This window comes from Rhodococcus sp. RDE2 (assembly GCF_020885655.1).
Taxonomy (GTDB): domain Bacteria; phylum Actinomycetota; class Actinomycetes; order Mycobacteriales; family Mycobacteriaceae; genus Rhodococcus; species Rhodococcus pyridinivorans.
In genome coordinates, this window is record NZ_AP025186.1 from 2,942,832 (window position 1) to 2,969,661 (window position 26,830).

General features: G+C 67.9%; 21 protein-coding genes, 1 tRNA gene and 3 rRNA genes. 2 read left to right on the plus strand and 23 right to left on the minus strand.

Features of this window, described 5'->3' with window-relative positions:
* Positions 1-101: 101 nt before the first annotated feature.
* On the minus strand, positions 102-719 hold the full coding sequence (locus LPH33_RS13695) for an NUDIX hydrolase (protein WP_016695586.1): 618 nt from the start codon (positions 717-719) through the stop codon (positions 102-104).
* 197 nt (positions 720-916) lie between these two features.
* Between LPH33_RS13695 and LPH33_RS13700 the strand changes: the two genes are divergently transcribed.
* Together LPH33_RS13700 and LPH33_RS13705 are read left to right on the plus strand one after the other, a co-directional pair.
* Positions 917-1,942, plus strand: a complete 1,026-nt coding sequence (locus LPH33_RS13700) for a phosphotransferase family protein (protein WP_229564955.1) — start codon at positions 917-919, stop codon at positions 1,940-1,942.
* A gap of 54 nt (positions 1,943-1,996) precedes the next feature.
* A complete protein-coding gene (locus LPH33_RS13705; RefSeq protein ID WP_160877668.1) occupies positions 1,997-2,392 on the plus strand; it encodes an MmcQ/YjbR family DNA-binding protein in 396 nt (131 codons plus the stop codon).
* Positions 2,393-2,413: 21 nt separating this feature from the next.
* On the opposite strand, the gene LPH33_RS13710 is transcribed toward LPH33_RS13705, so the two are convergent.
* From LPH33_RS13710 to LPH33_RS13815, 22 genes are all read right to left on the minus strand, one after another.
* A complete protein-coding gene (locus LPH33_RS13710; protein WP_026061784.1) occupies positions 2,414-2,830 on the minus strand; it encodes a VOC family protein in 417 nt (138 codons plus the stop codon).
* Positions 2,831-3,196: 366 nt separating this feature from the next.
* Positions 3,197-3,270, minus strand: a tRNA-Pro gene (locus LPH33_RS13715).
* 97 nt (positions 3,271-3,367) lie between these two features.
* Positions 3,368-4,798 carry a ribosome biogenesis GTPase Der gene (der, locus tag LPH33_RS13720; RefSeq protein ID WP_016695593.1) on the minus strand — a complete coding sequence of 477 codons (1,431 nt, stop codon included), beginning with the start codon at positions 4,796-4,798 and terminating at the stop codon, positions 3,368-3,370.
* On the minus strand, positions 4,795-5,457 hold the full coding sequence (gene cmk, locus LPH33_RS13725; RefSeq protein ID WP_037192036.1) for a (d)CMP kinase: 663 nt from the start codon (positions 5,455-5,457) through the stop codon (positions 4,795-4,797). Before cmk ends, der begins: the two co-directional genes overlap by 4 nt.
* A 32-nt stretch (positions 5,458-5,489) precedes the next feature.
* Complete coding sequence (locus LPH33_RS13730) at positions 5,490-6,701, minus strand: pseudouridine synthase (RefSeq protein ID WP_229564956.1); 1,212 nt, start codon at positions 6,699-6,701, stop codon at positions 5,490-5,492.
* 10 nt (positions 6,702-6,711) lie between these two features.
* The gene (gene scpB, locus LPH33_RS13735) at positions 6,712-7,407 is read right to left on the minus strand and encodes an SMC-Scp complex subunit ScpB (RefSeq protein ID WP_145692068.1); all 696 of its coding nucleotides are present in this window, start codon (positions 7,405-7,407) and stop codon (positions 6,712-6,714) included.
* Between the two features lie 80 nt (positions 7,408-7,487).
* Positions 7,488-8,321 carry a segregation and condensation protein A gene (locus LPH33_RS13740; RefSeq protein WP_186455180.1) on the minus strand — a complete coding sequence of 278 codons (834 nt, stop codon included), beginning with the start codon at positions 8,319-8,321 and terminating at the stop codon, positions 7,488-7,490.
* A 68-nt stretch (positions 8,322-8,389) separates the two neighbouring features.
* On the minus strand, positions 8,390-9,373 hold the full coding sequence (locus tag LPH33_RS13745; protein WP_026061770.1) for a ParA family protein: 984 nt from the start codon (positions 9,371-9,373) through the stop codon (positions 8,390-8,392).
* A gap of 134 nt (positions 9,374-9,507) precedes the next feature.
* A complete protein-coding gene (xerD, locus tag LPH33_RS13750; protein ID WP_016695503.1) occupies positions 9,508-10,479 on the minus strand; it encodes a site-specific tyrosine recombinase XerD in 972 nt (323 codons plus the stop codon).
* A gap of 3 nt (positions 10,480-10,482) precedes the next feature.
* Positions 10,483-11,109 carry an NUDIX domain-containing protein gene (locus tag LPH33_RS13755; protein WP_160877666.1) on the minus strand — a complete coding sequence of 209 codons (627 nt, stop codon included), beginning with the start codon at positions 11,107-11,109 and terminating at the stop codon, positions 10,483-10,485.
* Between the two features lie 5 nt (positions 11,110-11,114).
* Positions 11,115-12,869 (minus strand): CTP synthase, encoded by a 1,755-nt coding sequence (locus tag LPH33_RS13760; RefSeq protein WP_229564957.1) that lies wholly within the window; start codon positions 12,867-12,869, stop codon positions 11,115-11,117.
* Positions 12,870-13,028: 159 nt separating this feature from the next.
* Positions 13,029-13,979: a copper transporter gene (locus LPH33_RS13765; RefSeq protein WP_229564958.1), complete on the minus strand. Its 951-nt coding sequence runs from the start codon at positions 13,977-13,979 to the stop codon at positions 13,029-13,031.
* The gene (gene steA, locus LPH33_RS13770) at positions 13,976-15,160 is read right to left on the minus strand and encodes a putative cytokinetic ring protein SteA (RefSeq protein WP_016695508.1); all 1,185 of its coding nucleotides are present in this window, start codon (positions 15,158-15,160) and stop codon (positions 13,976-13,978) included. Before steA ends, LPH33_RS13765 begins: the two co-directional genes overlap by 4 nt.
* Before the next feature lie 84 nt (positions 15,161-15,244).
* Positions 15,245-17,014 carry a DNA repair protein RecN gene (recN, locus tag LPH33_RS13775; protein ID WP_088899747.1) on the minus strand — a complete coding sequence of 590 codons (1,770 nt, stop codon included), beginning with the start codon at positions 17,012-17,014 and terminating at the stop codon, positions 15,245-15,247.
* Position 17,015: 1 nt separating this feature from the next.
* On the minus strand, positions 17,016-17,960 hold the full coding sequence (locus tag LPH33_RS13780; protein WP_229564959.1) for an NAD kinase: 945 nt from the start codon (positions 17,958-17,960) through the stop codon (positions 17,016-17,018).
* Positions 17,957-18,781 carry a TlyA family RNA methyltransferase gene (locus LPH33_RS13785; protein ID WP_088899749.1) on the minus strand — a complete coding sequence of 275 codons (825 nt, stop codon included), beginning with the start codon at positions 18,779-18,781 and terminating at the stop codon, positions 17,957-17,959. Before LPH33_RS13785 ends, LPH33_RS13780 begins: the two co-directional genes overlap by 4 nt.
* Position 18,782: 1 nt before the next feature.
* Positions 18,783-19,013 (minus strand): hypothetical protein, encoded by a 231-nt coding sequence (locus LPH33_RS13790; protein WP_088899750.1) that lies wholly within the window; start codon positions 19,011-19,013, stop codon positions 18,783-18,785.
* 52 nt (positions 19,014-19,065) lie between these two features.
* Positions 19,066-20,097, minus strand: coding sequence for an HAD-IIA family hydrolase (locus tag LPH33_RS13795; protein WP_088899751.1), 1,032 nt, complete (start codon positions 20,095-20,097; stop codon positions 19,066-19,068).
* Positions 20,094-21,509 carry a hypothetical protein gene (locus LPH33_RS26985; protein ID WP_229564960.1) on the minus strand — a complete coding sequence of 472 codons (1,416 nt, stop codon included), beginning with the start codon at positions 21,507-21,509 and terminating at the stop codon, positions 20,094-20,096. Before LPH33_RS26985 ends, LPH33_RS13795 begins: the two co-directional genes overlap by 4 nt.
* A gap of 65 nt (positions 21,510-21,574) precedes the next feature.
* A 5S ribosomal RNA gene (rrf, locus tag LPH33_RS13805) occupies positions 21,575-21,691 on the minus strand.
* A 105-nt stretch (positions 21,692-21,796) separates the two neighbouring features.
* A 23S ribosomal RNA gene (locus tag LPH33_RS13810) occupies positions 21,797-24,930 on the minus strand.
* 296 nt (positions 24,931-25,226) lie between these two features.
* Positions 25,227-26,748: ribosomal RNA gene (locus LPH33_RS13815) — 16S ribosomal RNA — on the minus strand.
* Together the 16S, 23S and 5S rRNA genes form the textbook arrangement of a ribosomal RNA operon.
* Positions 26,749-26,830 lie beyond the last annotated feature (82 nt).

A 26,830-nucleotide genomic window follows, 5' to 3' on the forward strand; every position in this document is an offset into this window, starting at 1 on the left:
TCCGTGTTCTCGTGGGGTCGTACTCGTGGTGCCCCGCCGGAGTTCCGTTGGGGGCGCGGAGTCCAGCCTTGCACAGCCGCGCGACCGGAGATTCCGGGGTGTCAGCGCCAGGCGAAGACCGGCTGCTCGAGACCGTCGATGCGGGTGGCCCGCCGGCGCAGCACGACCTCACGGAACTGGTAGACCACCGCAGCGGTCGGTGCGTGGACGAGGTGACCGCGGAAGGGCCACTGGATCACCGGCTTGTCGGATTCGGGGATGGTGACGAAGCGCGGGTCGACGTCGAGTTCGTCGGTGGTGACGGCGAAGAGCACGTCGACCTCGTCGGGGCTGGGCTTCAGGTCGGTCACGGCGGTGTCCGACCACACGACGAACGGCGACATGACGTAACCGGAGCGGGTGACGTAGTCGTCGAGCCGGCCGAGAACGGCCTCGGGGCCGAGGTCGAGACCGAGCTCTTCGTGCAACTCGCGCAGGGCGGCCTCCTCGGGCTGCTCCCCCTCGTCCAGACGCCCGCCCGGCAACGCGAACTGGCCGGGATGCGCCCGCAGACGCGTCGGTCGCCGCGTGAGGGGCATGACGGGATTGCCGTTCCCGTCGTCGAGCACCGCCACGACGACGGCTGCGTGCCGGCGGCCGTCGAGCGGTAGTCGGCGCGAATCGAACGCGTCCAGCGCGTCGCGGACGTTGTCTCGGTCGAGAGGATGAGCAGCGGGCATGGGTCGACAGTAGTTCGTCACAACTGGACCGGCGGGTAGGCGCATGTCATGGCCGGTGTCGGTGGCGTCGGTCGCGAGGAGGGATATTCTGGATATCTACGGTTTCCGTACCGCTCGGAGTAATTACCCGGGGTGGGAGTTCTCCGGACACGGATCCCCGCCCGCGGTCATAGTGGGAGCCGACGGAAAGGAGCTCGATGAACGACGTGCCCGCCGGCCTCGACCTCGATGCGCTCGATGCCTATCTGCAGACCTCCGCCCCCGACCTGTTCTCCGGTTCCCTCCGCGCCCGCCTGATCAGCGGCGGGCGCTCGAATCTCACCTACGAGGTGACCGACGGCGACCGGCGGCTGGTGCTGCGCCGTCCCCCACTCGGACACGTCCTCGCGACCGCCCACGACATGGCTCGCGAGTACCGCGTCATCTCCGCGCTCGCCGGCACCGCGGTACCGGTCCCCCGCTCGTATCTGCTGTGCGAGGACGATTCGGTGCTCGGCGCGCCCTTCTACCTCATGGATCTGGTCGTGGGGACGCCCTATCGCACCGCGGAGGAACTCGAACCGCTCGGCGCCGAGCGCACGCGCGTGATCTCCGAGCGGATGTTCGACACCCTGGCGGCCCTGCACGCGGTGGACCCGGCGACCGTGGGGCTCGAGGAATTCGGCCGCCCCCAGGGCTTCCTCGAGCGGCAGGTGCGGCGCTGGACCACACAGCTCGAGAACTCGCACAGCCGGGACCTCGACGGCGCCGACGAGCTGCACCGGCTGCTCGTCGACAATTTGCCCGGCGACGGCGAGGTGGGCATCGTGCACGGCGATTACCGGCTCGACAACGTCCTCGTCGACGACGACAAGGTGGTCGCGGTGCTGGACTGGGAGATGGCCACGCTCGGCGATCCCCTCACCGATGTGGCGTTGCTGCTGGTGTACCAGCGGCTGGCGCGGGAGAACACGGAGTTCCCCGTCTCGACGGTGTCCCGCGCTCCGGGCTTCCTCGGTGACGACGAACTGCTCGCGCGGTACGAGGCCGCGGGCGGACGTGACCTGTCGGACATGGCGTTCCATCTCGCCCTGGCCTATTACAAGCTCGCGGTGATCCTCGAGGGCATCTACTTCCGGTTCCGCCAGGGCAAGACTGTCGGCGAGGGGTTCGAGGAACTCGGCCGCGGTGTCGAGCCGCTGTTGCACGCCGGTATCGATGCGCTGAAGAGCCGGAATAGTTGATGCCGAGGAGTCGATCCCGCGACCGTTGTCGTAGTCGCTCGGTACGCTCCGCTCATGCCGCATCCGGTGATGTTCGACGAGGCGGATCCTCTGCTCGCCCGTGTGCGCTCGCTCGCGCTGGCCCTGCCCGGCGCGAGCGAGAAGATCTCGCACGGCCGTCCGTTCTTCTCCACACGTACGGCCTTCGCGGTCTTCGGAGGCGGCGAGAAGGGCACCCGCGCACCGTTTCCCCGCTCCCTCATCGTCAAACCCGACGAGGAGGAACGCCGCGCGCTGCTCGAGGAATCCCACACCTATGTGCCGATGTACTTCGGGCCGTCCGGGTGGGTCGGGTACGACCTCGCCCGTCCGGAGGTGGACTGGGACGAGGTCGCCGAACTGCTCGACATGTCCTATCGGCAGACCGCGCCGGCGAAGCTGGTGCGCGAGCTCGACGCCCGTCTCGGCTGACGGGCGCCGACCGGCGCGGGTTCAGCCCTGCTGGTCGCCGATGCTGACCATCCACGACACGCCGAAGCGATCGGTGCACATGCCGAACAGATCGCCCCACGGGGCACGCTCGAGCGGCATGTCGACGCGACCGTCCGCGGTCAGTGCGTCCCACCAACCCCGGAGCACGCTCTCGTCGTCCCCGCTGAGCGAGAGCGAGAAGTTCGTGCCGGGCGTGTAATCCGTTCCCTGCGGGGTGTCCGAGGCCATGAGCACGAAACCGCGGTCGGTGGTGAGCATCGAGTGCATCACCTTCGCGTTCTCGTTCGGATCGTCCCAGTCGTGCATGTCGCCGAATGTGCTCACCGTCAGCTCACCACCGAACACCGACCTGTAGAACTCCATGGCTTCGCGTGCGGAATCGCGGAATGCGAGATAGGGATTGAATCGAGTGGTCATCATGGTCCTTTCGCGGGTGCCGCAGGGCACGGATGGTGCCGCACGGACAATGACCGTCCGCCGACGCATTTCTCATCGTGGACGGTGCGCACCGGATCCGGGACCGTTCGGCGCGATCCGTGTCAGGAGACCGCCACTGCGGCTCGGGCGTACTCGGGTCGGTCGACGAGGTCGGCCGGCACGCGCCCGACCGCACGTCACGCAACCGCCCACGACGAGACGTCGCCGTCGGAGACCGTTGCCTCGCCCTCGTCACCGTCGGTGAGGTTCTCCGGGGTGCGTACCGCTGCGCAGGCGACGACCGGATGAGACCCCCGCAGAAACGAGAAAACCCCTTCCGACCGGAGTCGGAAGGGGTTTTCGCTGTCGGGCTGACAGGATTTGAACCTGCGACCACTTGACCCCCAGTCAAGTGCGCTACCAAGCTGCGCCACAGCCCGTCCGCGCTCTCTCCGAGCGCTCTCAGAGATTACAACAGGAACGGACCGAAACACTAATCGGCTGGTCAGCGCGTTTTCACGACCGGGCGTCGGGAGCTCACTTGCGGCGGTCGCGCTTCTCCCGCACGCGCACCGAGATCCGCACGGGGCTGCCGTCGAAGTTGAACTCCTCACGCAGGCGACGCTCGAGGAATCGGCGGTAGCCGGCTTCGAGGAAGCCTGTGGTGAACAGCACGAAGGTCGGCGGCCGGGTGGCCGCCTGGGTGGCGAACAGCACCCGGGGCAGGCGACCGCCCCGCATCGGCGGCGGAGTCGCGGCCACGACCTCCTTGAGCCAGGAGTTCAGGCGTCCGGTCGAGATGCGCTTGTCCCACGACTCGAGGGCGGTCTCCATGGCCGGTACGAGCTTCTGCACGGCGCGACCGGTCTTGGCGGAGATGTTCACCCGCGACGCCCACGGCACCCGCAACAGGTCGCGGTCGATCTCGCGGCCGAGTTCGTAGCGGCGGTCCTCATCGACGAGATCCCACTTGTTGAAGGCGATCACCAGGGCGCGGCCGGACTCGACGACCATCGTGATGACCCGCTGGTCCTGCTCGGTGATGGGCTGCGAGGCGTCGATGAGCAAGACCGCAACCTCGGCCGCGTCGATCGCACCGCGCGTGCGCAGGGAGGCGTAGAACTCGGCGCCGGACGCGCTGTTGACGCGCTTGCGCAGACCTGCGGTGTCGACGAATCGCCACGGCTTGCCGCCGAGCTCGACGATCGAGTCCACCGGGTCGACGGTGGTGCCGGCGATGTCGTGCACCACCGACCGCTCGTCACCGGCGAGCTTGTTGAGCAGGCTCGACTTGCCGACGTTCGGCTTGCCCACCAGCGCGACGCGCCGAGGCCCTTCCCCACCGGTGCCCTCGCGGGGTGTGGCCGGCAGCTTGGCGAGCAGCTCGTCGAGCAGGTCGCCGGTGCCGCGGCCGTGGGTGGCCGACACCGAATAGGGCTGGCCGAGTCCGAGGGACCACAGGGCTGCGGCCTCGGATTCGACGCGGTCGTCGTCGACCTTGTTCGCCACGAGCAGCACCGGGGTCTTGGACCGGCGCAGCACCTTCGCGACGGCCTCGTCGACGCTGGTGGCGCCCACGGTGGCATCGACGACGACGAGGATCGCGTCGGCGGTGCGCATCGCGACCTCCGCCTGACGGGCCACGGACTGCTGCATGCCCTTCGCGTCGGGCTCCCATCCGCCGGTGTCCTGCACCATGAATCGGCGGCCGTTCCACGACGCCTCGTACGAGACCCGGTCGCGGGTGACGCCCGGGACGTCCTCGACGACGGCTTCACGTCGGCCGATGATGCGGTTGACCAGGGTGGACTTGCCCACGTTCGGTCGGCCGACCACAGCGACGGTCGGGACCGGCACGAACTCCTCGAGATCGCCGCCCTCGGCGAACTCGATGTCCCAGTCGCCTTCTTCCGACCAGGTGCCGTCGCCGTCGAACCCGGTGTAGTCGGTGCTCAGGTCGTCGCTCACAGCTTCGCTCCAGTCTGCTCGGCGACCACCGCGAGCAGCGCGGCGATCACCTCGTCGATGTTCATGTCGCTGGTGTCCACGACGACCGCGTCGTCCGCCGCGCGCAGCGGGGACACCGCGCGGGTGGAGTCGAGGTGGTCGCGGCGCTGCACCGCGGCGAGGACCGCCTCGTAGTCGTCGCCGCGGCCCTCGGCGATGTTCTGGTTGTTGCGCCGGTGCGCACGGGCCTCCGCCGAGGCGGTGAGGAAGATCTTCACGTCCGCGTCGGGGAAGACGACCGTGCCGATGTCGCGTCCTTCGATCACGACGCGGTGCTCGGCGCGGCCGAGACGCTGCTGGGCCTCGACGAGCAGGGTGCGCACCTCGGGCACGGCGGAGACCGCGGAGACCGCGGCCGTGACTTCGGCACCGCGGATGATCTCGCGCACGTCGTCTCCGTCGAGGCGGATGTCCTCGACGGTGGGGTCGGTGCCGATCGACCACGGCAGGTCGGCGGTGGCCGCGGCGATCGCCGCCGGATCGGTCAGATCGGTGCCGCGGCGCAGGGCGTGCAGCGTCGCGATGCGGTACATCGCGCCGGTGTCGAGATAGGCGGCACCGAGATGCTGCGCGAGGCGCTTGGAGACGGTGGACTTGCCCGTGCCCGACGGTCCGTCCATCGCGACGACCAGCGCGTCGGCCCGTGCGGCGGTCACAGCTTCACCGCCTGGTACAGGCCACCGACCTCGTTGCGGCCGAGGACACGGAGGGTGCCGGGACGCTGGTCGCCGAGCGCCACGGGACCGATATTGGTGCGCACCAGCCGGATCACGGGGAACCCGACCGCATCGAGCAGGCGTCGCACGATGTGCTTGCGGCCCTCGTGCAGCACGAGCCGCACGAGCGACTGGCCCTCGTGGACCTCGAGCAGCGAGAACTCGTCGACGGAGGCGGGTCCGTCCTCGAGTTCGATGCCGGCCTTGAGCTGCTTGCCGACACCGCGGGCGAGCACACCCTTGACGGTCGCCAGGTAGGTCTTGGGCACCTCGAAGGACGGGTGCATCAGCCGGTGCGCGAGTTCGCCGTCGTTGGTGAGGAGCAGCAGACCCTCGGTGTCGGCGTCGAGACGACCGACGTGGAACAGGCGCTGCCCGGCGGCGACGCGTTCGGAGACGATGTCACCGACGCAGGGACGGCCGAGATCGTCGGACATCGTGGACTGCCAGCCGCGGGGCTTGTTCAGCACGAGGTGCACGAGATCCTTGTTGATGACGACGCGGACGCCGTCGACCCGGATCACGGCGTTCTCCGGGTCCACGCGCAGGCCCTGTTCGACGACGATGTTGCCGTCGACCTCGACGCGACCCGCGGCGATGAGTTCCTCGGCTGCGCGGCGCGAGGCAACGCCGGCCTGGGCGAGCACCTTCTGCAGCCGCACGCCTTCACCGGCGGGCAGCTGGGCGGGGCCGGCTTCGCGATGCTGGTGACGCGCGGGACGAGCGTTGCTCACGGTCGGAACGACGCGCTGCGCCGCGCGCTTGGCGGCAGGCTTACCAGTCGAGGTGCCCTTGCGGTGCGGTTTGCGGCCGGCGGCCGGCTGGGCCGGTTTGCGGCCTCCGGCCGACTGGCCGGGAGTGGCCCGGCGATCGGAGCGGGGTGAGTCGGTGCGCTCCCCCGAACGGGGAGCCCCTGCGCGCCCCGAGCGGGGAGCGTCGGTACGTCCGCTGGAACGCGGTGCTTCGGTGCGTCCTCCGGAACGCGGTGCTTCGGTGCGTCCTCCGGAGCGCGGTGCTTCGGTGCGTCCTCCGGAACGCGGTGCGTCCGCGCGTCCCGAGCGGGATCCCCCGGTGTTGCGCGTGTTCGCGCTGCGGGGATTGTTTCTTCTACGGTCCGGTGTGCCATCACGGCGAGCGGGTGTATTCACTTGGTTCCTGTCAGTTCTCTGGATCGAACTCCGCGGGCGAGAGAGTCTCGGGACGCGCGTTCTTTCCCATTCTCTCAAATCGTGGGTCCGACTCGAGACTGTCGGCGATGTCGTCGATCACATCGACATCGGGCAGAAGCGGCGCAACGGGCGGCAGATCCTGCAGAGACGCCAGGCCGAGGCGTTCGAGGAACAGCTCCGTGGTGACGTAGAGCGTGCCGCCGGTCTCCGGATCGGTGCCCGCCTCGGCGATCAGATCCCGCGCGAGCAGGGTGCGCATCACCCCGTCGACGTTGACGCCGCGCACGGCACGGACACGGCTGCGGGTCACCGGTTGCCGGTAGGCGATCACGGCGAGCGTCTCGAGCGCGGCGCGGGTGAGCTTCGTGCGCGCGCCGCCCTGCAACAGTTTCTCGACGTAGGGCGCGAAGTCGCGGCGCGTGTAGAAGCGCCAGCCGTCGCCGGCGAACCGCAGGTCGATGCCGGATCCGCGCGCGGTGAGGTCCTGTGCGAGACGCCGCAGCGCGGCCTCGGCGCGGTCGGCGGTGACCCCGATGGCGGTCGCGAGCTGCTCGGTCGGCGCAGGGGTGTCGACGACGAGCAACAGTGCCTCGAGTGCTGCGGTGAGTTCGTCGTCGGCGATCTCGAGAAGTTCCCCGTCCCACGCGCGTTCCGGCGCAGCAGTGTCTTCGTCACGTTCCCGCACGGTGCCGTCCGCGTTCCCCGGCGCAGCATCACTCTCGGGCGCAGCGTCGTCCGCGTGCTCCCGCGCGACGGTGTCGTCGCTCACCCGTAGTCCTCCTCGAAATCGATGGCCTCCCCGTCGGTCTCCCCCGTCCACGCGACCTGCAGGTGTCCGAGCGGGTCGGGTTGTTCGAAGGTGACGGCGCGTTCGCGGTAGAGCTCGAGCAACGCGAGGAACCGCGCGACGACCAGCAGCCCGAGATCGCAGTCGACGACGAGTTCGTCGAATCCGACCCAGACCCCGGCGCCACGGGCACGCAACAGACCGAGGATGTGGGCGGCCTGTTCGGGAACCGACACCTTCGGGGTGTGCAGGTGGTCGAGGCCGACGGTCGGTGGTGGTTTCGGCCGGAACGCCGCGGCGGCGATCTCGGCGAAGCGGTGCGCGTCGACGCCGAGCACGACCTCCGGTACGAGATTCTCGTAGCACTCCTCGAGCGACACCGCGCGCGGATAGCGGCGCAGCGCTGCGGCCTCGAGGGCGGCGAACTGTTCGGCGATCTGCTTGTACGCCCGGTACTGCAGCAGACGCGCGAACAGCAGGTCGCGGGCCTCGAGCAGGGCGAGGTCCTCGGGGTCGTCGACCTCACCGGCGGGCAGCAGCCGGGCGGCCTTGAGGTCGAGCAGGGTCGCGGCGACGACCAGGAACTCGGTGGTCTGATCGAGCCCGAGTTCGGGGCCGAGTTTGCGGGTGTAGGCGATGAAGTCGTCGGTGACCTCGTGCAGTGCCACCTCGGTGACGTCGAGGCGGCGCTGCGAGATGAGGGTGAGCAGCAGATCGAAGGGGCCCTCGAAGTTGCGCAGGCGCACGTGGAAACCCGAGGGGGTCTCCTCGACCTCCGGCTGGGCCGGTTCGGTGGGTTCCTCGAGGACCACCGCCTCGACCTCCGCGTCGGGTGCCGTGCCGGTGTCCGCCGAGTCCTGGACAGGAGCGTGCACGGGACTCAGCGACCGCTCCGGTGGATCACTTCCCGCGCGAGGGCGCGGTACGACTCGGCGCCGGCAGAGGTCGGTGCCCAGCGGGTGATGGGTTCGCCGGCGACACTGGTCTCGGGGAACTTGACGGTGCGGTTGATGACGGCGTCGTAGACGAGATCGCCGAAGACCTCCACGACCCGCGACATCACCTCACGACCGTGCAGCGTGCGCTGGTCGAACATGGTGACGAGGATGCCGGCGACGGCCAGCTTCGGGTTGAGCCGGTCGCGGACCTTGGCGACGGTGTCGTTGAGCAGTGCCAGGCCGCGCAGGCTGAAGAACTCGCACTCCATGGGGATGAGCACCGAGTCGGCGCACGCGAGCGCGTTGACGGTGAGCAGCCCGAGCGAGGGCTGGCAGTCGACGAGGATGTAGTCGTAGCGGTCGAGCATCGGGTACAGGGCGCGGCCCAGTGCCTGTTCGCGGCCGACCTCGGAGACGAGCTGGATCTCGGCCGCCGACAGGTCGATGTTGCTCGGCAGCAGGTCGAGGCCCTCGACGTGGGTGCGCACGAGCACGTCGTCGGTGGACACCCGCGGTTCGACGAGCAGATTGTGGACGGTGAGATCGAGATCGTGGTGGGCGACACCGAGTCCGGCGGACAGTGCGCCCTGCGGATCGAGGTCGACGAGCAGGACGCGGCGCCCGTACTCGGCGAGGGACGCCCCGAGGTTGATGGTCGAGGTGGTCTTGCCGACCCCGCCCTTCTGGTTGCACATCGCGATGATGCGGGCCGGTCCGTGGGTGGACAGCGGCACCGGTTCCGGGACGGGACGGCGTGGCCGGCCGGTCGGTCCGAGATCGGGCTCGGCGGCGGTTGCGGCGCTGGTGGTCGGCTCGGTGGTGGACGATCTGTCGGTGTCCTCGCGGCCGTGTGCGTCGACCGGGACGGTGTTCGACCGGAGGTGCTCCGGCTCCATGTACGTGGCGGGTGGCCGAGGTGTGCCCACGTTCGGTACTCCCCCTGTCTTGCGACCCAGATGTCTTCTCGTCGACCCGTCGGGTGGCCCGGCGGCTCGTCCCCAGAACGCTACCGCTTCGTCGGCAGGATCACCGCACGGACACGCGTCCCCTGCGGAGTCGGTCATCGCGCCCGCGGATGCGCCTGCGCCCACACCTCGCGAAGGGCACCGGCGGTGACCAGGGTGTATATCTGCGTGGTCGTCACAGAAGCATGCCCCAGTAACTCCTGCACCACGCGTACGTCGGCGCCCCCGTCGAGGAGATGGGTCGCGAAGGAGTGCCGCAGCGTGTGGGGCGACACCCCGACGTCGACCCCGGCGCGTTCGGCGGCGGTCTGCAGCACCTTCCACGCGCTCTGCCGCGACAGGCGGCCGCCGCGCGCGTTGAGGAAGACCGCGGCGGTGCGGCCGGTGGTCAGGGCGGGTCGCCCCCGCACGAGATAGGCGTCGAGCGCGCCGAGCGCCGGGCGGCCGACCGGGACGAGTCGCTGCTTGCCGCCCTTGCCGCGCAGCAGCACGGTGCGTGATTCGGTGTCGATGTCGTCGACGTCGAGTCCGACGGCCTCGGAGATGCGGGCGCCGGTGGAGTACAGCAGCTCGAGCAGGGCGCGGTCGCGCAGGCTGCGGGGCCCGTCGGCGTCGGGGGCGGCGGCATCGAGGATCGCGCTGACCTGGTCGACGGTCAGCGCCTTGGGCAGGCGACGCCCGGGCGCCGGGGGTTTGACGGTGCGGGCGACGTCGACCGGGGTCTGTCCTTCGGCGGCGGCGAAGCGGTGCAGGCCCCGCACGGCGATCAGGGCGCGGGCGGCCGAACTCGCCGCCAGCGCCGGGCGGTTGCGTTCCGGATCCCCGCGGCGCAGGCTCGCGGCGAAGTCGCTGATGTGGTGTTCGTGCACGTCGGCGAGGTCGCCGACGTGGATGTCGGTGAGGTGTTCGACGTAGCGCAGCAGGTCGCGGCGGTAGGAGGCGAGGGTGTTCGCCGCGACCCCCCGTTCGACGGTCAGGTGCGCGAGGTAGGCGTCGAGTTGCCCGGTAAGCGTCGGGGACGGCTGCGGAGCGACCTGCGTGGCGGGACGTTCCTCACCGGGCAGCACCGCTCACCCCTCCGCGCGCGTGCGGGCGAAGGTGGTGGGCCGGTCCGGCCACGGCGCATCCGGTGCGCGGGTCGCGGTGCCCGTCGCGCGGGCCGTCGCGAACGCGAGGAGACCGGATACCGCGGTGGCGTTGACGATCTCCCCGCGCAGCACCATCGCCACGGCCTCGTCGACCGGGACGCGGTGGACCTCGAGATCGGCCTCCTCGTGCTCGGGTTCGGCCCGGTCGACGGCGCTCAGACCCCGGGCGGCGAAGACGCGCACGGCTTCGTCGGTGAATCCGGGTGAGAGCGCGATGTCGACGAGAAGTTCCCAGTCGGCGGCGGCCAGGCCGGTCTCCTCGGCGAGTTCGCGGCGGGCGGTGTCGAGGGGGTCCTCGCCGGGTGCGTCGAGCAGCCCGGCGGGCAGTTCCCACAGTCGCCGGCCGAGCGGGTGCCGGTACTGGTGCACGAGCACCACCCGGTCCTGCTCGTCGACGGCCACCACCGCGACCGCGCCGTGGTGTTCGACCACTTCGCGTTCGGCGGTGTGCCCGTCGGGCATCGCCACGTCGTCGACGCGCAGCGACACGATGGCGCCCGTGTAGATCCGCCGGCTGTCCAAGGTGCGGAAGTCGTGTCGCTGCGCCATGTCGACTACTCGGCGTCGCCGGCGGTGGACGTCGACGCGGTCGAGCCGACCGATTCCTCGGAGGTGCTGTTCTCGCCGTGGATGTCGACCGGGAGCCGTTCGGCCGCCTTGTACTGCAGTGCCGCGGCGACGAGGCCGGAGAACAGCGGGTGCGGGCGGGTGGGCCGGCTCTTGAGTTCCGGGTGCGCCTGGGTGGCGACGAAGAACGGATGCTGCTCGGCCGGGTACTCGACGAACTCGACGAGCCGCCCGTCCGGGGAGGTGCCGGAGAACACCAGACCGGACTTGGCGATCTTGTCGCGGTAGGCGTTGTTGACCTCGTAGCGGTGCCGGTGCCGTTCGGAGACCTGCTCGCTGCCGTAGGCCCTGGCCACGACCGAGCCCTTCTTCAGCGCGGCCGGGTAGGCGCCGAGACGCATGGTGCCGCCGAGATCGGCCTCACCGGCGACCGCCTGTTCCTGGTCCGCCATCGTGGAGATGACCGGGGCGGTGGTGTCGGGATCGAACTCGGTGGACGAGGCGTCCTCGATGCCGACCGACCGGGCGGCCTCGATGACGACGCACTGCAGGCCCAGGCACAGGCCGAGCAGCGGGATCCGGCGGGTGCGGGCGAACCGGATGGCGCCGAGCTTGCCCTCGATGCCGCGGATGCCGAAGCCGCCGGGGATCAGGACGGCGTCGACGTCGCCGAGGTGCTTCTCGGCACCGGCCTCGGTCTCGCACTCGTCGGAGGCGACCCAGCGGATCTTGACCTTCGCGCGGTGCGCGAAACCGCCGGCGCGCAGCGCCTCGGTGACCGACAGGTAGGCGTCGGGCAGGTCGATGTACTTGCCGACGAGCGCGACCTCGACGGTCTCGCGGGGGTTGTGGACCCGCTCGAGCAGGTTGCCCCACACCGTCCAGTCGACGTCCCGGAAGGGCAGGCCGAGCTGGCGCACGACGTAGGCGTCGAGTCCCTCGCTGTGCAGCACCTTCGGGATGTCGTAGATGCTCGGCGCGTCGGGGCAGGAGATGCAGCCGGCGACGTCGACGTCGCACATCAGCGAGATCTTCGCCTTGAGCGAGGCCGGCACGTCGCGGTCGCAGCGCAGCACGAGCGCGTCGGGCTGGATACCGATGTTGCGCAGCGCCGCCACCGAGTGCTGGGTCGGCTTGGTCTTCAGCTCACCGGACGGCCCGAGATAGGGCACGAGCGAGACGTGCAGGAAGAAGCAGTTGTCGCGGCCGACCTCGTGGCGCACCTGGCGGGCGGCCTCGAGGAAGGGCTGCGACTCGATGTCGCCGACGGTGCCGCCGATCTCGGTGATCACCACGTCCGGGGTCTGGCCCTCGGCGTCGGGTGCGGCCATCGCGAGGATGCGGCGCTTGATCTCGTCGGTGATGTGCGGGATGACCTGCACGGTGTCGCCGAGATATTCGCCGCGGCGTTCCTTGGCGATGACCGTGGAGTACACCTGGCCGGTGGTGACGTTCGCGTCGGCGGTCAGGTCGCGGTCGAGGAAGCGCTCGTAGTGGCCGACGTCCAGGTCGGTCTCGGCGCCGTCCTCGGTGACGAAGACCTCACCGTGCTGGAACGGATTCATCGTGCCGGGGTCGACATTGAGGTACGGGTCGAGCTTCTGCATCGTCACGCGCATGCCGCGTGCGGTGAGCAGAGTGCCCAGGCTCGACGCTGTGAGCCCCTTGCCGAGAGAGGACGCGACGCCCCCGCTGACGAAGATGTGCTTGGTAGGGGTACGCGAGTGGCGTGACTGTGGCAAAGAAGCTCCCGTGACGTCAGGTGCAGGACTTTTGGACTGATGCGATACAGCTGGGGCCTGCCGACCCACGGAACTTCACGGTAACACCTCCGTGGGCGGGCGCGTACCCGACTCGCGATTGCGGGCCCCCGGTGCAATCGACGTCACAGGCGGCGGCGCTCAGCGGGCCGGGGAGCCGACGGTGACGGCGGTGGCGCTCGGCCCCGTCCCGTAGCGGCCGGTGCCCCCGTCGTACTGCTCGCGCAGCGCCAGGACCGTCGTCAGGCGTCCCGATTCGCGGTCGAGGTTGTCGACCGTGGACAGGCCCGCGGCGAGCGCGGCATCGGCCCGGACGACGGCGATCGGTCCGTTGCCTTCGGCTGCCCCGGTGCGGCCGGCGAGCACCGCGCCGGCGCCGCGGCCGTCGACGACCCCCGCGAAGCGCGCGATGAGCGACCCGCGGTTGCCGGCGCGTTCGGCGTTGCCGCTGTGGTCGCCGGTGACGACGAGGGCGCTCTGGGCCGGTTCGACCCGGTCGTCCTCGTAGGTGATGAAACCGCCGCTGCGCAGCGTGGTCAGGGCGAGGGCGCGTTCCTCGGGGGTGCTGCGCGGTTGTCCGGTGCCCGGGTCGACGAGCAGCACCGCGCCGAGCAGATCCCCGGCGAGGCTGCCGGGGTCGACGGCGCCGGTCTGCAGTTCCACCCCGGCGGGCACGACGTTGGTGACGGTGGTGCGGAGCTGGTCGGTGCCGGAGGCGTCGACGAACGAGTCGGTCAGCGCGATCCGGGCGGTGACCCGGCCGCCGGCGTCACCGACGGAGCGGACGACGGCGTCGACGTCCTCGGGGGCGGCGTCCGGGGTGGTCACGAGGAGGACGGTGCGGTCGAGAAGTTCGTCGCGCACGATCCGCGGGCCGATGGTCGAGTCGAACCCGTCGGCGGCGAGCAGCTGTGCCTCGAGCCGGCTGCCGTGGTCCTCGGCCTCCTGGACCTCGCGGCGCAGTTCGGCCTTGTCGTCGCGCAGGCCGGAGACGACGCTGTCGGCCAGCAACCCGGAGCCGAGCACGATCCCGACCGCCAGGCCGAGGAACACCGCCACCAGGGAGACGACGTGATGGCGCATCGAGATCACGCGCGCAGACCCCGAATCCACTCCACGGCGGACTCCCACCACTGACGGGCGAGTTCGACGACGTCGCCACCGAGGTTGGACACGGCGAGCGCAGCGATCACGGCGATGAGGGCCGCGAAGACGAGCAGGGCGATCACGCCGCCCGAGACGCGGCTGCGGTAGAGGGTGGCCACCGCCTTCGCGTCGACGAGTTTCGGTCCGACCTTCAGGCGGGTCATCACCGCGGACGGATTGGTGTCGCGGCGGCCGTGGTCGAAGAACTCGTCGAGCGAGACGGTGCTGCCGACGGTCACCACCAGCGCCGCACCGTGATGCTCGACGAGCAGCAGCGCCAGGTCGGTGGGCGTGCCGACGGCGGGGAAGGTCATCGCGCCGATGCCGAGATCCTGGATCCGCTCGAGACCCGGGGCGTGGCCGTCCGGGTCGGCGGGCAGCACCACTTCGGCACCGGACTTGAGGGTGGAGGTGCCGATCTCGTCGGGGTCGCCGACGATGAGATCGGGGCGGTAGCCCGCCTTGGAGAGGGCGTCCGCGCCGGGGCCGACACCCACCAGGATCGGCGAGTACTCCTTGATGAACGGCTTGAGGTCCTTGAGGTCCTGCACGTGCCCGGGGCCGTCGGAGACGACGACGACGTGCCGGTCGCGCAGGTCCAGGTCGATGTCGGGGATGCCGACGCCGTCGATGAGCAGCGGACTCTCCGAGCGGATGAACTCGATGGTGTTGCCCGAGAACGCCTCGAGGTGGTCGACGAGCCCGGTCCGCGCCTCGATCATGCGGTCGGAGATCTCGATGTCGGTCTGCTCGTCGCCCTCGATGAGCAGCTTCTCCCCCGCATACACGCCGCCCTCGTGCACCCGGACCTTCGCGCCGTCCTTGATCTTCTTGAAGACCTCGGTGCCGACGTTGTCGACGAGCACGATGTCGTGCGCGACGATCACCTCGGGACCGAGATTCGGGTACCGGCCCGAGATGGACGGGGACGCGTTGATCACCGCGGTGACGCCCGCTTCGACGAGCGCGTCGGCGGTGACGCGGTCGAGGTCGATGGCGTCGAGGACGACCACGTCGCCGGGACCGATCCGGCGCAGCAGTTTCGCGGTGTTCCTGTCGACCCGGGCAATGCCACTCACTCCGGGCAACGTTTCGTTGTTACGGGACAGCAGCGCCGGCATCTTCATGCAAGAGATGATGCGCCGGTATACGAGTGAGGTTGTGGAGGCGCGCCGGTAGTCGTGTGAACATCACCCGGCGCCCCGGGCAGGTCAGCCGGTGCGCTCGGCGTGGGCGACGGCCAGCAGTTCCTCGGCGTGCGCGCGCCCGGTCTCGGTGTCGTCGAGCCCGGCGAGCATGCGGGCCAGTTCGGTGACCCGCTCCTCCTCGCTGAGGGTGCGCACCCCGCTGCTGATCACCCCGGCCCGGTCGTCGACCTTGTCGACGACGAGATGGGTGTCGGCGAACGCCGCGACCTGCGGCAGGTGGGTGACCACGATGACCTGGTGGGTGCGCGACAGGCGCGCGAGTCGCCGGCCGATCTCGACGGCGGCGCGACCACCGACCCCGGCGTCGACCTCGTCGAAGACCATCGTCGCGCCGCGTTCGGAACCGGCGAGCACCACTTCGAGGGCGAGCATGACACGGGAGAGTTCACCGCCGGACGCGCTACGCGCGAGGGGGCGGGCCGGGGCGTCGCTGTGCGGGGCGAGCCGGAACTCCACCTCGTCGATCCCGGATTCGCCGGCGTGCAGGAGCCGGTCGCCGACCTGCAGCGGCGCGGTGTCGCTCGCGGTGGCCGCGCGGTCGGCGATGTGCACGTCGAGCACGGCGCGTCCCATCGCGAGGCCGGACAGTTCCTTGCTCACGGCCTTCGCGAGTTTGCCGGCGACCTTGTGCCGCGCCGTCGACAGGGCGGTGGCGGCCTCCGCGGTCGCGGCGGCCTCCGCGTCGACCTCGGCGGCGAGCTTGTCGATCGCCTCCGCGGAGACGTCGAGACCGGACAGGCGTTCGCGGGCCTCGCGCGCCCACTCGAGCACGCCGTCGATGTCGGCGGCGTACTTCCGGGTGAGGTTCTTCAGTTCCGCCTGCCGGTTGAGCAGCGTCTCGAGGGCGCTCGGGTCGGACGGCAGGTCGGACAGATAACCGGAGATGTCACCGGTGACGTCGGTGACCACCGCGATCGCTTCCCCGAGGCGGGGACCGAGTTCGCGCAGGGCGGGATCGTCGCAGCCCTCGAGGCGGGCGCGGGCCTCGCCGAGCAGGTCGAGTGCCGCCGAGTACGCGTCGGCGTCGCCGCTGTCGTCGCCGGCGAGGGCGTTGTGCGCGACGGTGGCGGCCTCGCGCAGCGAGTCGAGGTCGGACAGGCGCCGCACCTCGTCGACGATGCGGGTGTCCTCCCCCGGTTCGGGTGCGACGCGGTCGATCTCGTCGAGACCGAAGTGCAGGCGGTCGGCCTCCTGCGCGAGCTCACGCGACCGTTCGGTGCGTTCCTGCAGTTCGGCGCGGGCCTCGAGCCAGCGGCGCCGCCGGGTGCGGTAACGGTCGAGCAGACCGGCGACGGTCTTGCCGCCGAACCGGTCGAGCGCGGCGCGCTGCTCGTCGGGACGCAGCAGCCGCAACTGGTCGTTCTGGCCGTGCACGGTCAGCAGCGGCCCGGTGAACTCGGACAGCACCCCCACCGGCACGCTGCGTCCCCCGAGGTGGGCGCGGGAGCGGCCGTCGCTGCCGACGGTGCGCACGGCGATGATGCTGCCGTCCTCGTCACGCTGGGCACCGGTGGACTCGAGCAGTTCGGCGATCTGCTGTTCGATGTGGCTGGGCGTCGGTTCGATCTCGAAGCGGCCCTCGACCACGGCGCGGTTGGCACCGACCCGCACCCGGGTGGGGTCGGCGCGCACCCCGGAGAGCAGGTGCAGGCTCGTGACGACCATCGTCTTGCCGGCACCGGTCTCGCCGGTGAGCACCGTCAGTCCCCCGTGGAAGCGCGCGTACGCCTCGGAGATCACACCCAGGTTGTCGATCCGGATCTCTGCGAGCATCTCAGAGTTTCCTTCCCCGCCAGCCCTTCACCGGAAGTTCGAACTTGCGCACCATTCGATCCGCGAACGGTGCCGAATCCAGCCGCACCCAGCGGACCGGATCGCATCCTCGCACCACCTCGAGCCGGGCCCCGGCCGGGACATCGATGATGCGGCGACCGTCGCAGAAGACCACTCCGTCGTGGCCGCCGGCGAGGGTCTCGACCGCGATGATCGACTCGGGGCTGGTCACCAGCGGGCGCGCGAACAGTGCGTGTGCGTTGCTCGGGATCACCAGCAGCGCTTCGAGTTCGGGCCACACGATCGGTCCGCCGGCCGAGAAGGCGTAGGCCGTCGAGCCCGTCGGGGTGGCGACGAGGACACCGTCGCAGCCGAACGAGGAGACGGGACGGCCGTCGACCTCGAGCACCACCTCGAGGACCCCGAGCCGCGACTTGTTCTCGAGACTCGCTTCGTTGAGCGCCCACCCGCGGTCGAGGACCTCGTCGTCCATGCGCACCGTCACGTCGAGGGTCATGCGTTGTTCGACGCGGTATTCGCGGCGCACCACCTGTATGAGCGCTTCCTCGAGGTGTTCGGCCTCGGACTCGGCGAGGAACCCGATGCGGCCCAGGTTGATCCCGAGGACGGGCACCGCCGAGTACTGCGCGAGTTCGGCGGCCCGCAGGAAACTGCCGTCGCCGCCGAGGACGATCACCATCTCGCAGCCGGCGGCCGCCTCCGGTCCCGGTTCGACGACGCTGATGAAGCTGCCCGGCAGTGCGAGGACGCCGAGTCCGTTGCTCACCGCCTCGTCGTCGAGGGTGCGCAGACCGATGCCGGCCTCACCGAGGATCTTCGCGACCCGCAGCGCGGTGCCGGCGATCTCGTCGCGCCCCGAATGGGAGACCAGCAGGATCTCCCGGCCCGATCGCGCCGCGTCGACCGCGACGGTCTCTTCGCTCACTGTGGTCCTTCCTGCACCGCACGCTCGATCAGTTCGATCACTGCCGGGTCGAGTTCCTCCGGCCCCGGCTCTGCGGCCCGTAGCCACAGGAAGTACTCGACGTTCCCGGACGGCCCGGGCAGCGGGCTCGCCACCGCTCCGAGGGTGCGCAGGCCCTGCCGCTGCGCTTCGCGCGCGACGTCGAGCACCGCCTCCGTGCGCAGCGCCGGGTCGCGCACCACGCCACCGCTGCCGACCCGGTCCTTGCCCACCTCGAACTGCGGTTTGACCATCGGCAGCAGGTCGCCGCCGGAGGCGACGCAGGCGACGAACGCCGGCAACACCAACTTCAGCGAGATGAACGACAGGTCCGCGACCACCAGGTCGACGCGCCCGCCGATCGTCTCCGCGTCGATGCTACGCACATTTGTTCGATCGATCACGTGGACACGCTCGTCGGACTGCAGGCGCCAGACCAGCTGGCCGTAACCGACGTCGACCGCGACGACCTCCGCGGCACCCTCGTGCAACAGCACGTCGGTGAAACCGCCGGTCGACGCGCCGGCATCGAGGCAGCGACGCCCCGACACCTGCAGCCCCTGCGGCGTGAACGCCTCCAGGGCGCCGAGGAGTTTGTGGGCACCGCGGGACGCCCAGGAGACCTCGTCGCTCACCTCGGTGACGATCAACGGCGTGTTCGGTTCGACGGCGGTCGCCGGTTTGGAGGCCACGGTGCCGGCGATCAGCACCCGACCTGCGGCGATCAGTTCGCTGGCATGCTCACGCGAGCGCGCCAGACCCCGCCGTACCAGTTCCGCGTCGACGCGTGCCCGGCGTGCCACGTCAGATCTTGTCCACGGTCGACAAGGCCTGCACGAGGACCTCGTGGGCTCGTTCGAGCAGGTCGGCGTGCTCGAGCAGCACGGACTGGTCGGTGCTCTCGGCACCGGGGACGGATGCGCCCTCGCGGACACGCGCCAGCAACGCGTCGACCTCCTCGCGGACGTGTGCGGGATCGACGGTGGGACGTGCGCCGGGAAGGTGTTCGCCCGGACGTGGAATCGGCGTGCTCATCGCCGTCCACGCTAGTCGATGGGTGCGACCGGGCCACACCCTCCGGTGCGGATCAGACCGTCGCCGCCCACGCGTCCACGACGGACCGTGCACGCTCGTCCACCGGATGGACCTGCCCGAATCCGGGGTTGGCCCAGGCGATGTCGAGCAGACCCCGCAGCGCCTCCATCGGATCGGCCGCCGACTGCGCGGCGGCGAGGTGAAGATCACCTCCGTCGACCGTGACGTCCCACGAGTCGTGCGGTGCGACGCGCAGCCGGTCGGCCGGCTGGTCGAGGCTCGCGAGCGAGGCCGCGACGTAGGTCGGGCGCTGCTCGGCCGGAGCCCGCAGCAGATCGTCGACGGTGCTGACCCCGGTCAGCACGAGCAGAGAATCCGCACCGACGGCGTTGGCGCCTTCGATGTCGGTGTCCAACCGGTCACCGATGACGAGGGGGCGACGGGCACCGCCGCGACGGATCGCGTCCTCGAGCAGCGGAGCTGCGGGTTTGCCCGCCACGAGCGGGGTCGCGCCGGTGGCGTTGCGCACCGCCGCGACCATCGAGCCGTTGCCGAGGACGAGTCCGCGCTCGGTGGGCAGGGTCGAGTCGACGTTGGTGGCCACCCACAGGGCGCCTGCGCGGACGGCGAGCGTCGCCTCCGCCAGGATCGCCCATCCGGTGTCCGGGGAATGCCCCTGCACCACCGCCACCGGATGCGCGTCCGCGGACCGGACCGGGGTGAGGCCGACACCGGCCACCTCCTCGGCCAGGGCCTCGGTGCCGACGACGAGCACCGGCGCATCGGCCGGGAACCGCTCGGCGAGCAAGCGCGCAGCGGACTGCGAGCTCGTCACCACCGACGAGTCGTCGGCCGGAAAGCCGAGTTCCCGCAGGTGCAGCGCGACCTCCGACGGCCGACGGCTGGCATTGTTCGTGACGTACAGAACGGTGTCGTCACCGGCGGCCAGCGCCTCGCGGGCACCCGGGACGGGTTCGGCGCCCCGATAGACGGTGCCGTCGAGGTCGAGCAGCAGGACGTCGTAGATCCGACGCAGGCTGTCGCTGGAGGCCGTACCGGCAGAGAGGTCGGTGCCGTCGGTCACGGCGCCTCTCCGGTGAGCTCCTCCACCCGCTCCTCGGCGTCGGTGACGCCTTCGATGTCGGCGCCTGCGGAGTGCAGGAACCACTGCAGGCCTTCTTCGGTTCGCCCGGCCGCGACGAGTGCGTCGGCGTAGGCGTAGAAGAGACGGGCCGCCGGCGTACCGGTCCGCTCCGGATCGAGATCCGGCGTCTGCAGGGTCACGACGGCCTGGTCGTACTGACCGAGATCCATGCGGGCACCGGCGAGGACGATGCGCAGCTCCGTGGCCTCGTCACCGGTCAGCTTGCGAGCTTCCTCGCTCCGGCCCAGTTCGAGCGCCTTCTCGGGGCGACCGAGACCGCGTTCGCAGTCGGCCATGACGGCGAGCAGTCCGGTACCACCGGACATGCGGCGTGCTGCGCGGAGCTCGGAGAGCGCCTCCGCCCACTCACCGGCGTGATAGGCGGTGATGCCGGCGGCCTCGCGGACGACCGCGATGCGGCCGGCGCGCTGGCGTGCGGCGCGAGCGTGGGTGAGCGCAGCACGGGGGTCGTCGTCGAGCAGACGACCGGCCATCACCAGATGCCGGGCGACGGTGTTCGCGTTCGACTTGTCCAGGCTCAGCAGGTCGCGGCGGATCGTCGGGTCGAGTTCGGAGGCCTCGACGTCGTCGGGGATGTCCGGCTCGTCCGGACGGGCGTCGCGACGCTGCGGTGCGATGCCTTCGCGCCCGCGACCCGGACCGAATCCACCTTCACCGCCACGACGACGGGGTGCTCCCTCGCCACGGCGGTCACCGGACTGAGGGCCGCGGCGGTCGCCGGAGTAGCTTCGCCGGTCGCCGCCGCCGCGTTGGTCGCCACCACGGCGCTGATCACTGCCGCGCTGGTCGCCACCGCGGCGATCGTCGCGGTTGCCGTAGCTGCGCTCACCGCGGGGACGGTCCGAACCCTGACGGGGACGGTCGCCGTACTGCCGACCGCGATCGTCGCCGCGGCTCGAACGGTCGTCGCTGTGGCGGGGACGATCATCGCTGCGGCGGGGGCGGTCGTCGCCTCCGGAGCGTTCGCGGTAGGGACGGTCGCTGCGACCGGAGCGAGCATCGTCGCGGCCGCGATCCCGGCGGTCTCCGCCCTGGAAGGAACGGCGGTCGTCGCCACGCCGGTCGTCGCTGCGCTGGGGTCGTCGATCGTCGCTCCGGGGCGGGCGCCGATCGTCACCGCGCTGCGGACGGTCGTCGCGGCCGGACGAACGTCCGGCGGATCCGTAACCGCCCTGCCGGCGGTCGTCGCTGCGTCCACGCTCGTCGCGGTCGCGGGGTGCGCGCTCGCCGCGGCTGTCGTCGGCGCGTTCCTCGCGCTCGTTCTTGCGGCCCGACCACGGAGTGGATCCTCCACTCCTGAAGGACCGACGTTCACCGTTGCCGTCGGACACAGAAAAATCCTCTCATGAAAACACGAAAGGGGACCCAAACGAGTGGGTCCCCTTTCGGAACGGGTGTTCGGCGGTGTCCTACTCTCCCACACCCTGTCGAGTGCAGTACCATCGGCGCAGACAGGCTTAGCTTCCGGGTTCGGAATGGGACCGGGCGTTTCCCTGTCGCTATGGCCGCCGTAACTCTATGAAACTTCACGCATCAGGAGTATCGAAAACCCGTGTCGGGCTTCGATATCTGATGTGTGTGTTGTTTCAGATACCGCACAGTGGACGCGTAACATCTTCGTGGTAAGTCCTCGGCCTATTAGTACCGGTCACCTCCACCCATTGCTGGGCTTCCAGTTCCGGCCTATCAACCCGGTGGTCTGCCGGGGGCCTTACCCCCTCGAGGGGGTGAGAAACCTCATCTTGGAACAGGCTTCCCGCTTAGATGCTTTCAGCGGTTATCCCTTCCGAACGTAGCCAACCAGCCATGCCCCTGGCGGGACAACTGGCACACCAGAGGTTCGTCCGTCCCGGTCCTCTCGTACTAGGGACAGCCTTCCTCAAGTTTCTAACGCGCGCGGCGGATAGAGACCGAACTGTCTCACGACGTTCTAAACCCAGCTCGCGTGCCGCTTTAATGGGCGAACAGCCCAACCCTTGGGACCTACTCCAGCCCCAGGATGCGACGAGCCGACATCGAGGTGCCAAACCATCCCGTCGATATGGACTCTTGGGGAAGATCAGCCTGTTATCCCCGGGGTACCTTTTATCCGTTGAGCGACACCGCTTCCACATGCCGGTGCCGGATCACTAGTCCCGACTTTCGTCCCTGCTCGACCTGTCAGTCTCACAGTCAAGCTCCCTTGTGCACTTGCACTCGACACCTGATTGCCAACCAGGCTGAGGGAACCTTTGGGCGCCTCCGTTACATTTTGGGAGGCAACCGCCCCAGTTAAACTACCCACCAGGCACTGTCCCTGAACCAGATCATGGTCCGAGGTTAGAGGTCCAATACGATCAGAGTGGTATTTCAACAACGACTCCACAACCACTGGCGTGGCCGCTTCACAGTCTCCCACCTATCCTACACAAACCGAACCGAACACCAATACCAAGCTATAGTGAAGGTCCCGGGGTCTTTTCGTCCTGCCGCGCGTAACGAGCATCTTTACTCGTAATGCAATTTCGCCGAGTCTGTGGTCGAGACAGCAGAGAAGTCGTTACGCCATTCGTGCAGGTCGGAACTTACCCGACAAGGAATTTCGCTACCTTAGGATGGTTATAGTTACCACCGCCGTTTACTGGGGCTTAAATTCTCAGCTTCGCCACCGAAATGGCTAACCGGTCCTCTTAACCTTCCAGCACCGGGCAGGCGTCAGTCCGTATACATCGTCTTACGACTTCGCACGGACCTGTGTTTTTAGTAAACAGTCGCTTCTCTCTGGTCTCTGCGACCACCCCCAGCTCGGACCGCAAGGGCCGTCACCGGGCGTGGTCCCCCTTCTCCCGAAGTTACGGGGGCATTTTGCCGAGTTCCTTAACCACAGTTCTCTCGATCGCCTCGGTATTCTCTACCTGACCACCTGTGTCGGTTTGGGGTACGGGCCGTGTACCAACTCACTAGAGGCTTTTCTCGGCAGCATAGGATCACTGAATTCCCCTCAACGGGTACGCATCACCTCTCAGGCTGTATGAATGGCGGATTTGCCTACCATTCGCCCTACCGGCTTACACCAGGTATTCCATCACCTGGCCCAGCTACCTTCCTGCGTCACCCCATCGCTTGACTACTACAATCGGGGTCCCGTGCAGCCATCCCCACAGTTCCCGAAGGAACAGCGGAGACTTTTGGACGGTTAGCACAACTGATTCGCCATTGGGCGCGGATACACGGGTACGGGAATATCAACCCGTTGTCCATCGACTACGCCTGTCGGCCTCGCCTTAGGTCCCGACTCACCCTGGGCGGATTAACCTGGCCCAGGAACCCTTGGTCATCCGGCGGACGAGTTTCTCACTCGTCTTTCGCTACTCATGCCTGCATTCTCACTCGCGCAGCCTCCACACCTGGATCACTCCGGCGCTTCCACGGCTGCGCGACGCTCCCCTACCCATCCACACACCTGGCCGACCCTCCGTAGAGAATCAGCGGGCTTATGTGAATGCCGCGGCTTCGGCGGTGTACTTGAGCCCCGCTACATTGTCGGCGCAGAACCACTTGACCAGTGAGCTATTACGCACTCTTTCAAGGGTGGCTGCTTCTAAGCCAACCTCCTGGTTGTCTCAGCGATCCCACATCCTTTTCCACTTAGTACACGCTTAGGGGCCTTAGCCGGCGATCTGGGCTGTTTCCCTCTCGACTACGAAGCTTATCCCCCGCAGTCTCACTGCCGCGCTCTCACTCACCGGCATTCGGAGTTTGGCTGATTTCGGTAAGCTTGTGGGCCCCCTAGACCATCCAGTAGCTCTACCTCCGGTGAGAAACACGCGACGCTGCACCTAAATGCATTTCGGGGAGAACCAGCTATCACGGAGTTTGATTGGCCTTTCACCCCTACCCACAACTCATCCCCTCAGTTTTCAACCTAAGTGGGTTCGGGCCTCCACGACGTCTTACCATCGCTTCACCCTGGCCATGGGTAGATCACTCCGCTTCGGGTCTAGAACATGCCACTAGATGCGCCCTATTCGGACTCGCTTTCGCTACGACTACCCCACACGGGTTAACCTCGCGACATGCCACTAACTCGCAGGCTCATTCTTCAAAAGGCACGCCATCACCCACCACGAACTGAATCGTGCATCGGCTCTGACGGATTGTAAGCGCACGGTTTCAGGTACTATTTCACTCCCCTCCCGGGGTACTTTTCACCTTTCCCTCACGGTACTAGTCCGCTATCGGTCACCAGGGAGTATTCAGGCTTATCGGGTGGTCCCGACAGATTCACACCGGATTTCACGGGCCCGGTGCTACTCGGGTATTCGAATCGACAGTCGCCGTGTTTTCGTCTACGGGATTCTCACCCTCTACGACAGGCCGTTCCAGACCACTTCGACTAACACGACGATTTCTCACTGTCGGCCGGCATGGCAGCGCCGACACAACGAACCCCACAACCCCGAATACACAACCCCTGCCAGGTATCACATGTACTCGGTTTAGCCTCATCCGCTTTCGCTCGCCACTACTCACGGAATCACTGTTGTTTTCTCTTCCTGTGGGTACTGAGATGTTTCACTTCCCCACGTTCCCTCCACACACCCTATATATTCAGATGCGGGTAACACGACATCACTCGTGCTGGGTTTCCCCATTCGGAAATCCTCGGATCACAGCTCGGTTGACAGCTCCCCGAGGCATATCGCAGCCTCCCACGTCCTTCATCGGCTCCTGGTGCCAAGGCATCCACCGTACGCTCATAAACACTTACAACAAAGATGCTCGCGTCCACTGTGCAGTTCTCAAACAACACACAACAACCCCTACCGCAAGAAAACTGATTTCCTTGTTTCGCGAATCATCGTCGCTGATCAAACACTCGCGTGTTCTCTCAGGACCCAACAGTGCACCGATATAGCTCCCCGGATTTCTTCAGGTGAAGAAACCTGTTCGAGAAGCGATTGTCAGCGTTCCACCCATGAGCAACCGTGTCCCACGATCGGGGACAATCGGTCTCTGGCCGCACACCACACCCGACAATTCGGGGTGTATGGGCAGATGCTCCTTAGAAAGGAGGTGATCCAGCCGCACCTTCCGGTACGGCTACCTTGTTACGACTTCGTCCCAATCGCCGATCCCACCTTCGACGGCTCCCTCCCACGAGGGGTTAGGCCACCGGCTTCGGGTGTTACCGACTTTCATGACGTGACGGGCGGTGTGTACAAGGCCCGGGAACGTATTCACCGCAGCGTTGCTGATCTGCGATTACTAGCGACTCCGACTTCACGGGGTCGAGTTGCAGACCCCGATCCGAACTGAGACCGGCTTTAAGGGATTCGCTCCACCTCACGGTATCGCAGCCCTCTGTACCGACCATTGTAGCATGTGTGAAGCCCTGGACATAAGGGGCATGATGACTTGACGTCGTCCCCACCTTCCTCCGAGTTGACCCCGGCAGTCTCCTGCGAGTCCCCACCATCACGTGCTGGCAACACAGGACAAGGGTTGCGCTCGTTGCGGGACTTAACCCAACATCTCACGACACGAGCTGACGACAGCCATGCACCACCTGTCTACCGGCCACAAGGGAAACCACATCTCTGCAGTCGTCCGGTACATGTCAAACCCAGGTAAGGTTCTTCGCGTTGCATCGAATTAATCCACATGCTCCGCCGCTTGTGCGGGCCCCCGTCAATTCCTTTGAGTTTTAGCCTTGCGGCCGTACTCCCCAGGCGGGGCGCTTAATGCGTTGGCTACGGCACGGATCCCGTGGAAGGAAACCCACACCTAGCGCCCACCGTTTACGGCGTGGACTACCAGGGTATCTAATCCTGTTCGCTACCCACGCTTTCGCTCCTCAGCGTCAGTTACTGCCCAGAGACCCGCCTTCGCCACCGGTGTTCCTCCTGATATCTGCGCATTTCACCGCTACACCAGGAATTCCAGTCTCCCCTGCAGTACTCGAGTCTGCCCGTATCGCCTGCAAGCCCGCAGTTGAGCTGCGGGATTTCACAGACGACGCGACAAACCGCCTACGAGCTCTTTACGCCCAGTAATTCCGGACAACGCTCGCACCCTACGTATTACCGCGGCTGCTGGCACGTAGTTGGCCGGTGCTTCTTCTGCAGGTACCGTCACTTGCGCTTCGTCCCTGCTGAAAGAGGTTTACAACCCGAAGGCCGTCATCCCTCACGCGGCGTCGCTGCATCAGGCTTGCGCCCATTGTGCAATATTCCCCACTGCTGCCTCCCGTAGGAGTCTGGGCCGTGTCTCAGTCCCAGTGTGGCCGGTCGCCCTCTCAGGCCGGCTACCCGTCGTCGCCTTGGTAGGCCATTACCCCACCAACAAGCTGATAGGCCGCGGGCTCATCCTGCACCGAAAAACTTTCCACCCCAGGACATGCATCCCGAGGTCATATCCGGTATTAGACCCAGTTTCCCAGGCTTATCCCAGAGTGCAGGGCAGATCACCCACGTGTTACTCACCCGTTCGCCACTAATCCACCCAGCAAGCTGGGCTTCATCGTTCGACTTGCATGTGTTAAGCACGCCGCCAGCGTTCGTCCTGAGCCAGGATCAAACTCTCCGTTGAAGACTCACAATCACCCCGAAGGGGTAATCAGTCAAAGACATCGAGTCAAATCACTAGCATAAAAACTCAAACTAGCTCTAAC

What these genes read in the sequence shown, in the direction of transcription:
- LPH33_RS13695 (WP_016695586.1), bottom strand. Translation starts at nt 719, where the DNA reads ATGCCCGCTGCTCATCCTCTCGACCGAGACAACGTCCGCGACGCGCTG.
- LPH33_RS13700 (WP_229564955.1), top strand. Translation starts at nt 917, where the DNA reads ATGAACGACGTGCCCGCCGGCCTCGACCTCGATGCGCTCGATGCCTAT.
- LPH33_RS13705 (WP_160877668.1), top strand. Translation starts at nt 1,997, where the DNA reads ATGCCGCATCCGGTGATGTTCGACGAGGCGGATCCTCTGCTCGCCCGT.
- LPH33_RS13710 (WP_026061784.1), bottom strand. Translation starts at nt 2,830, where the DNA reads ATGACCACTCGATTCAATCCCTATCTCGCATTCCGCGATTCCGCACGC.
- cmk (WP_037192036.1), bottom strand. Translation starts at nt 5,457, where the DNA reads ATGGACGGACCGTCGGGCACGGGCAAGTCCACCGTCTCCAAGCGCCTC.
- LPH33_RS13755 (WP_160877666.1), bottom strand. Translation starts at nt 11,109, where the DNA reads ATGGCGCAGCGACACGACTTCCGCACCTTGGACAGCCGGCGGATCTAC.
- steA (WP_016695508.1), bottom strand. Translation starts at nt 15,160, where the DNA reads ATGAAGATGCCGGCGCTGCTGTCCCGTAACAACGAAACGTTGCCCGGA.
- recN (WP_088899747.1), bottom strand. Translation starts at nt 17,014, where the DNA reads ATGCTCGCAGAGATCCGGATCGACAACCTGGGTGTGATCTCCGAGGCG.
- LPH33_RS13790 (WP_088899750.1), bottom strand. Translation starts at nt 19,013, where the DNA reads ATGAGCACGCCGATTCCACGTCCGGGCGAACACCTTCCCGGCGCACGT.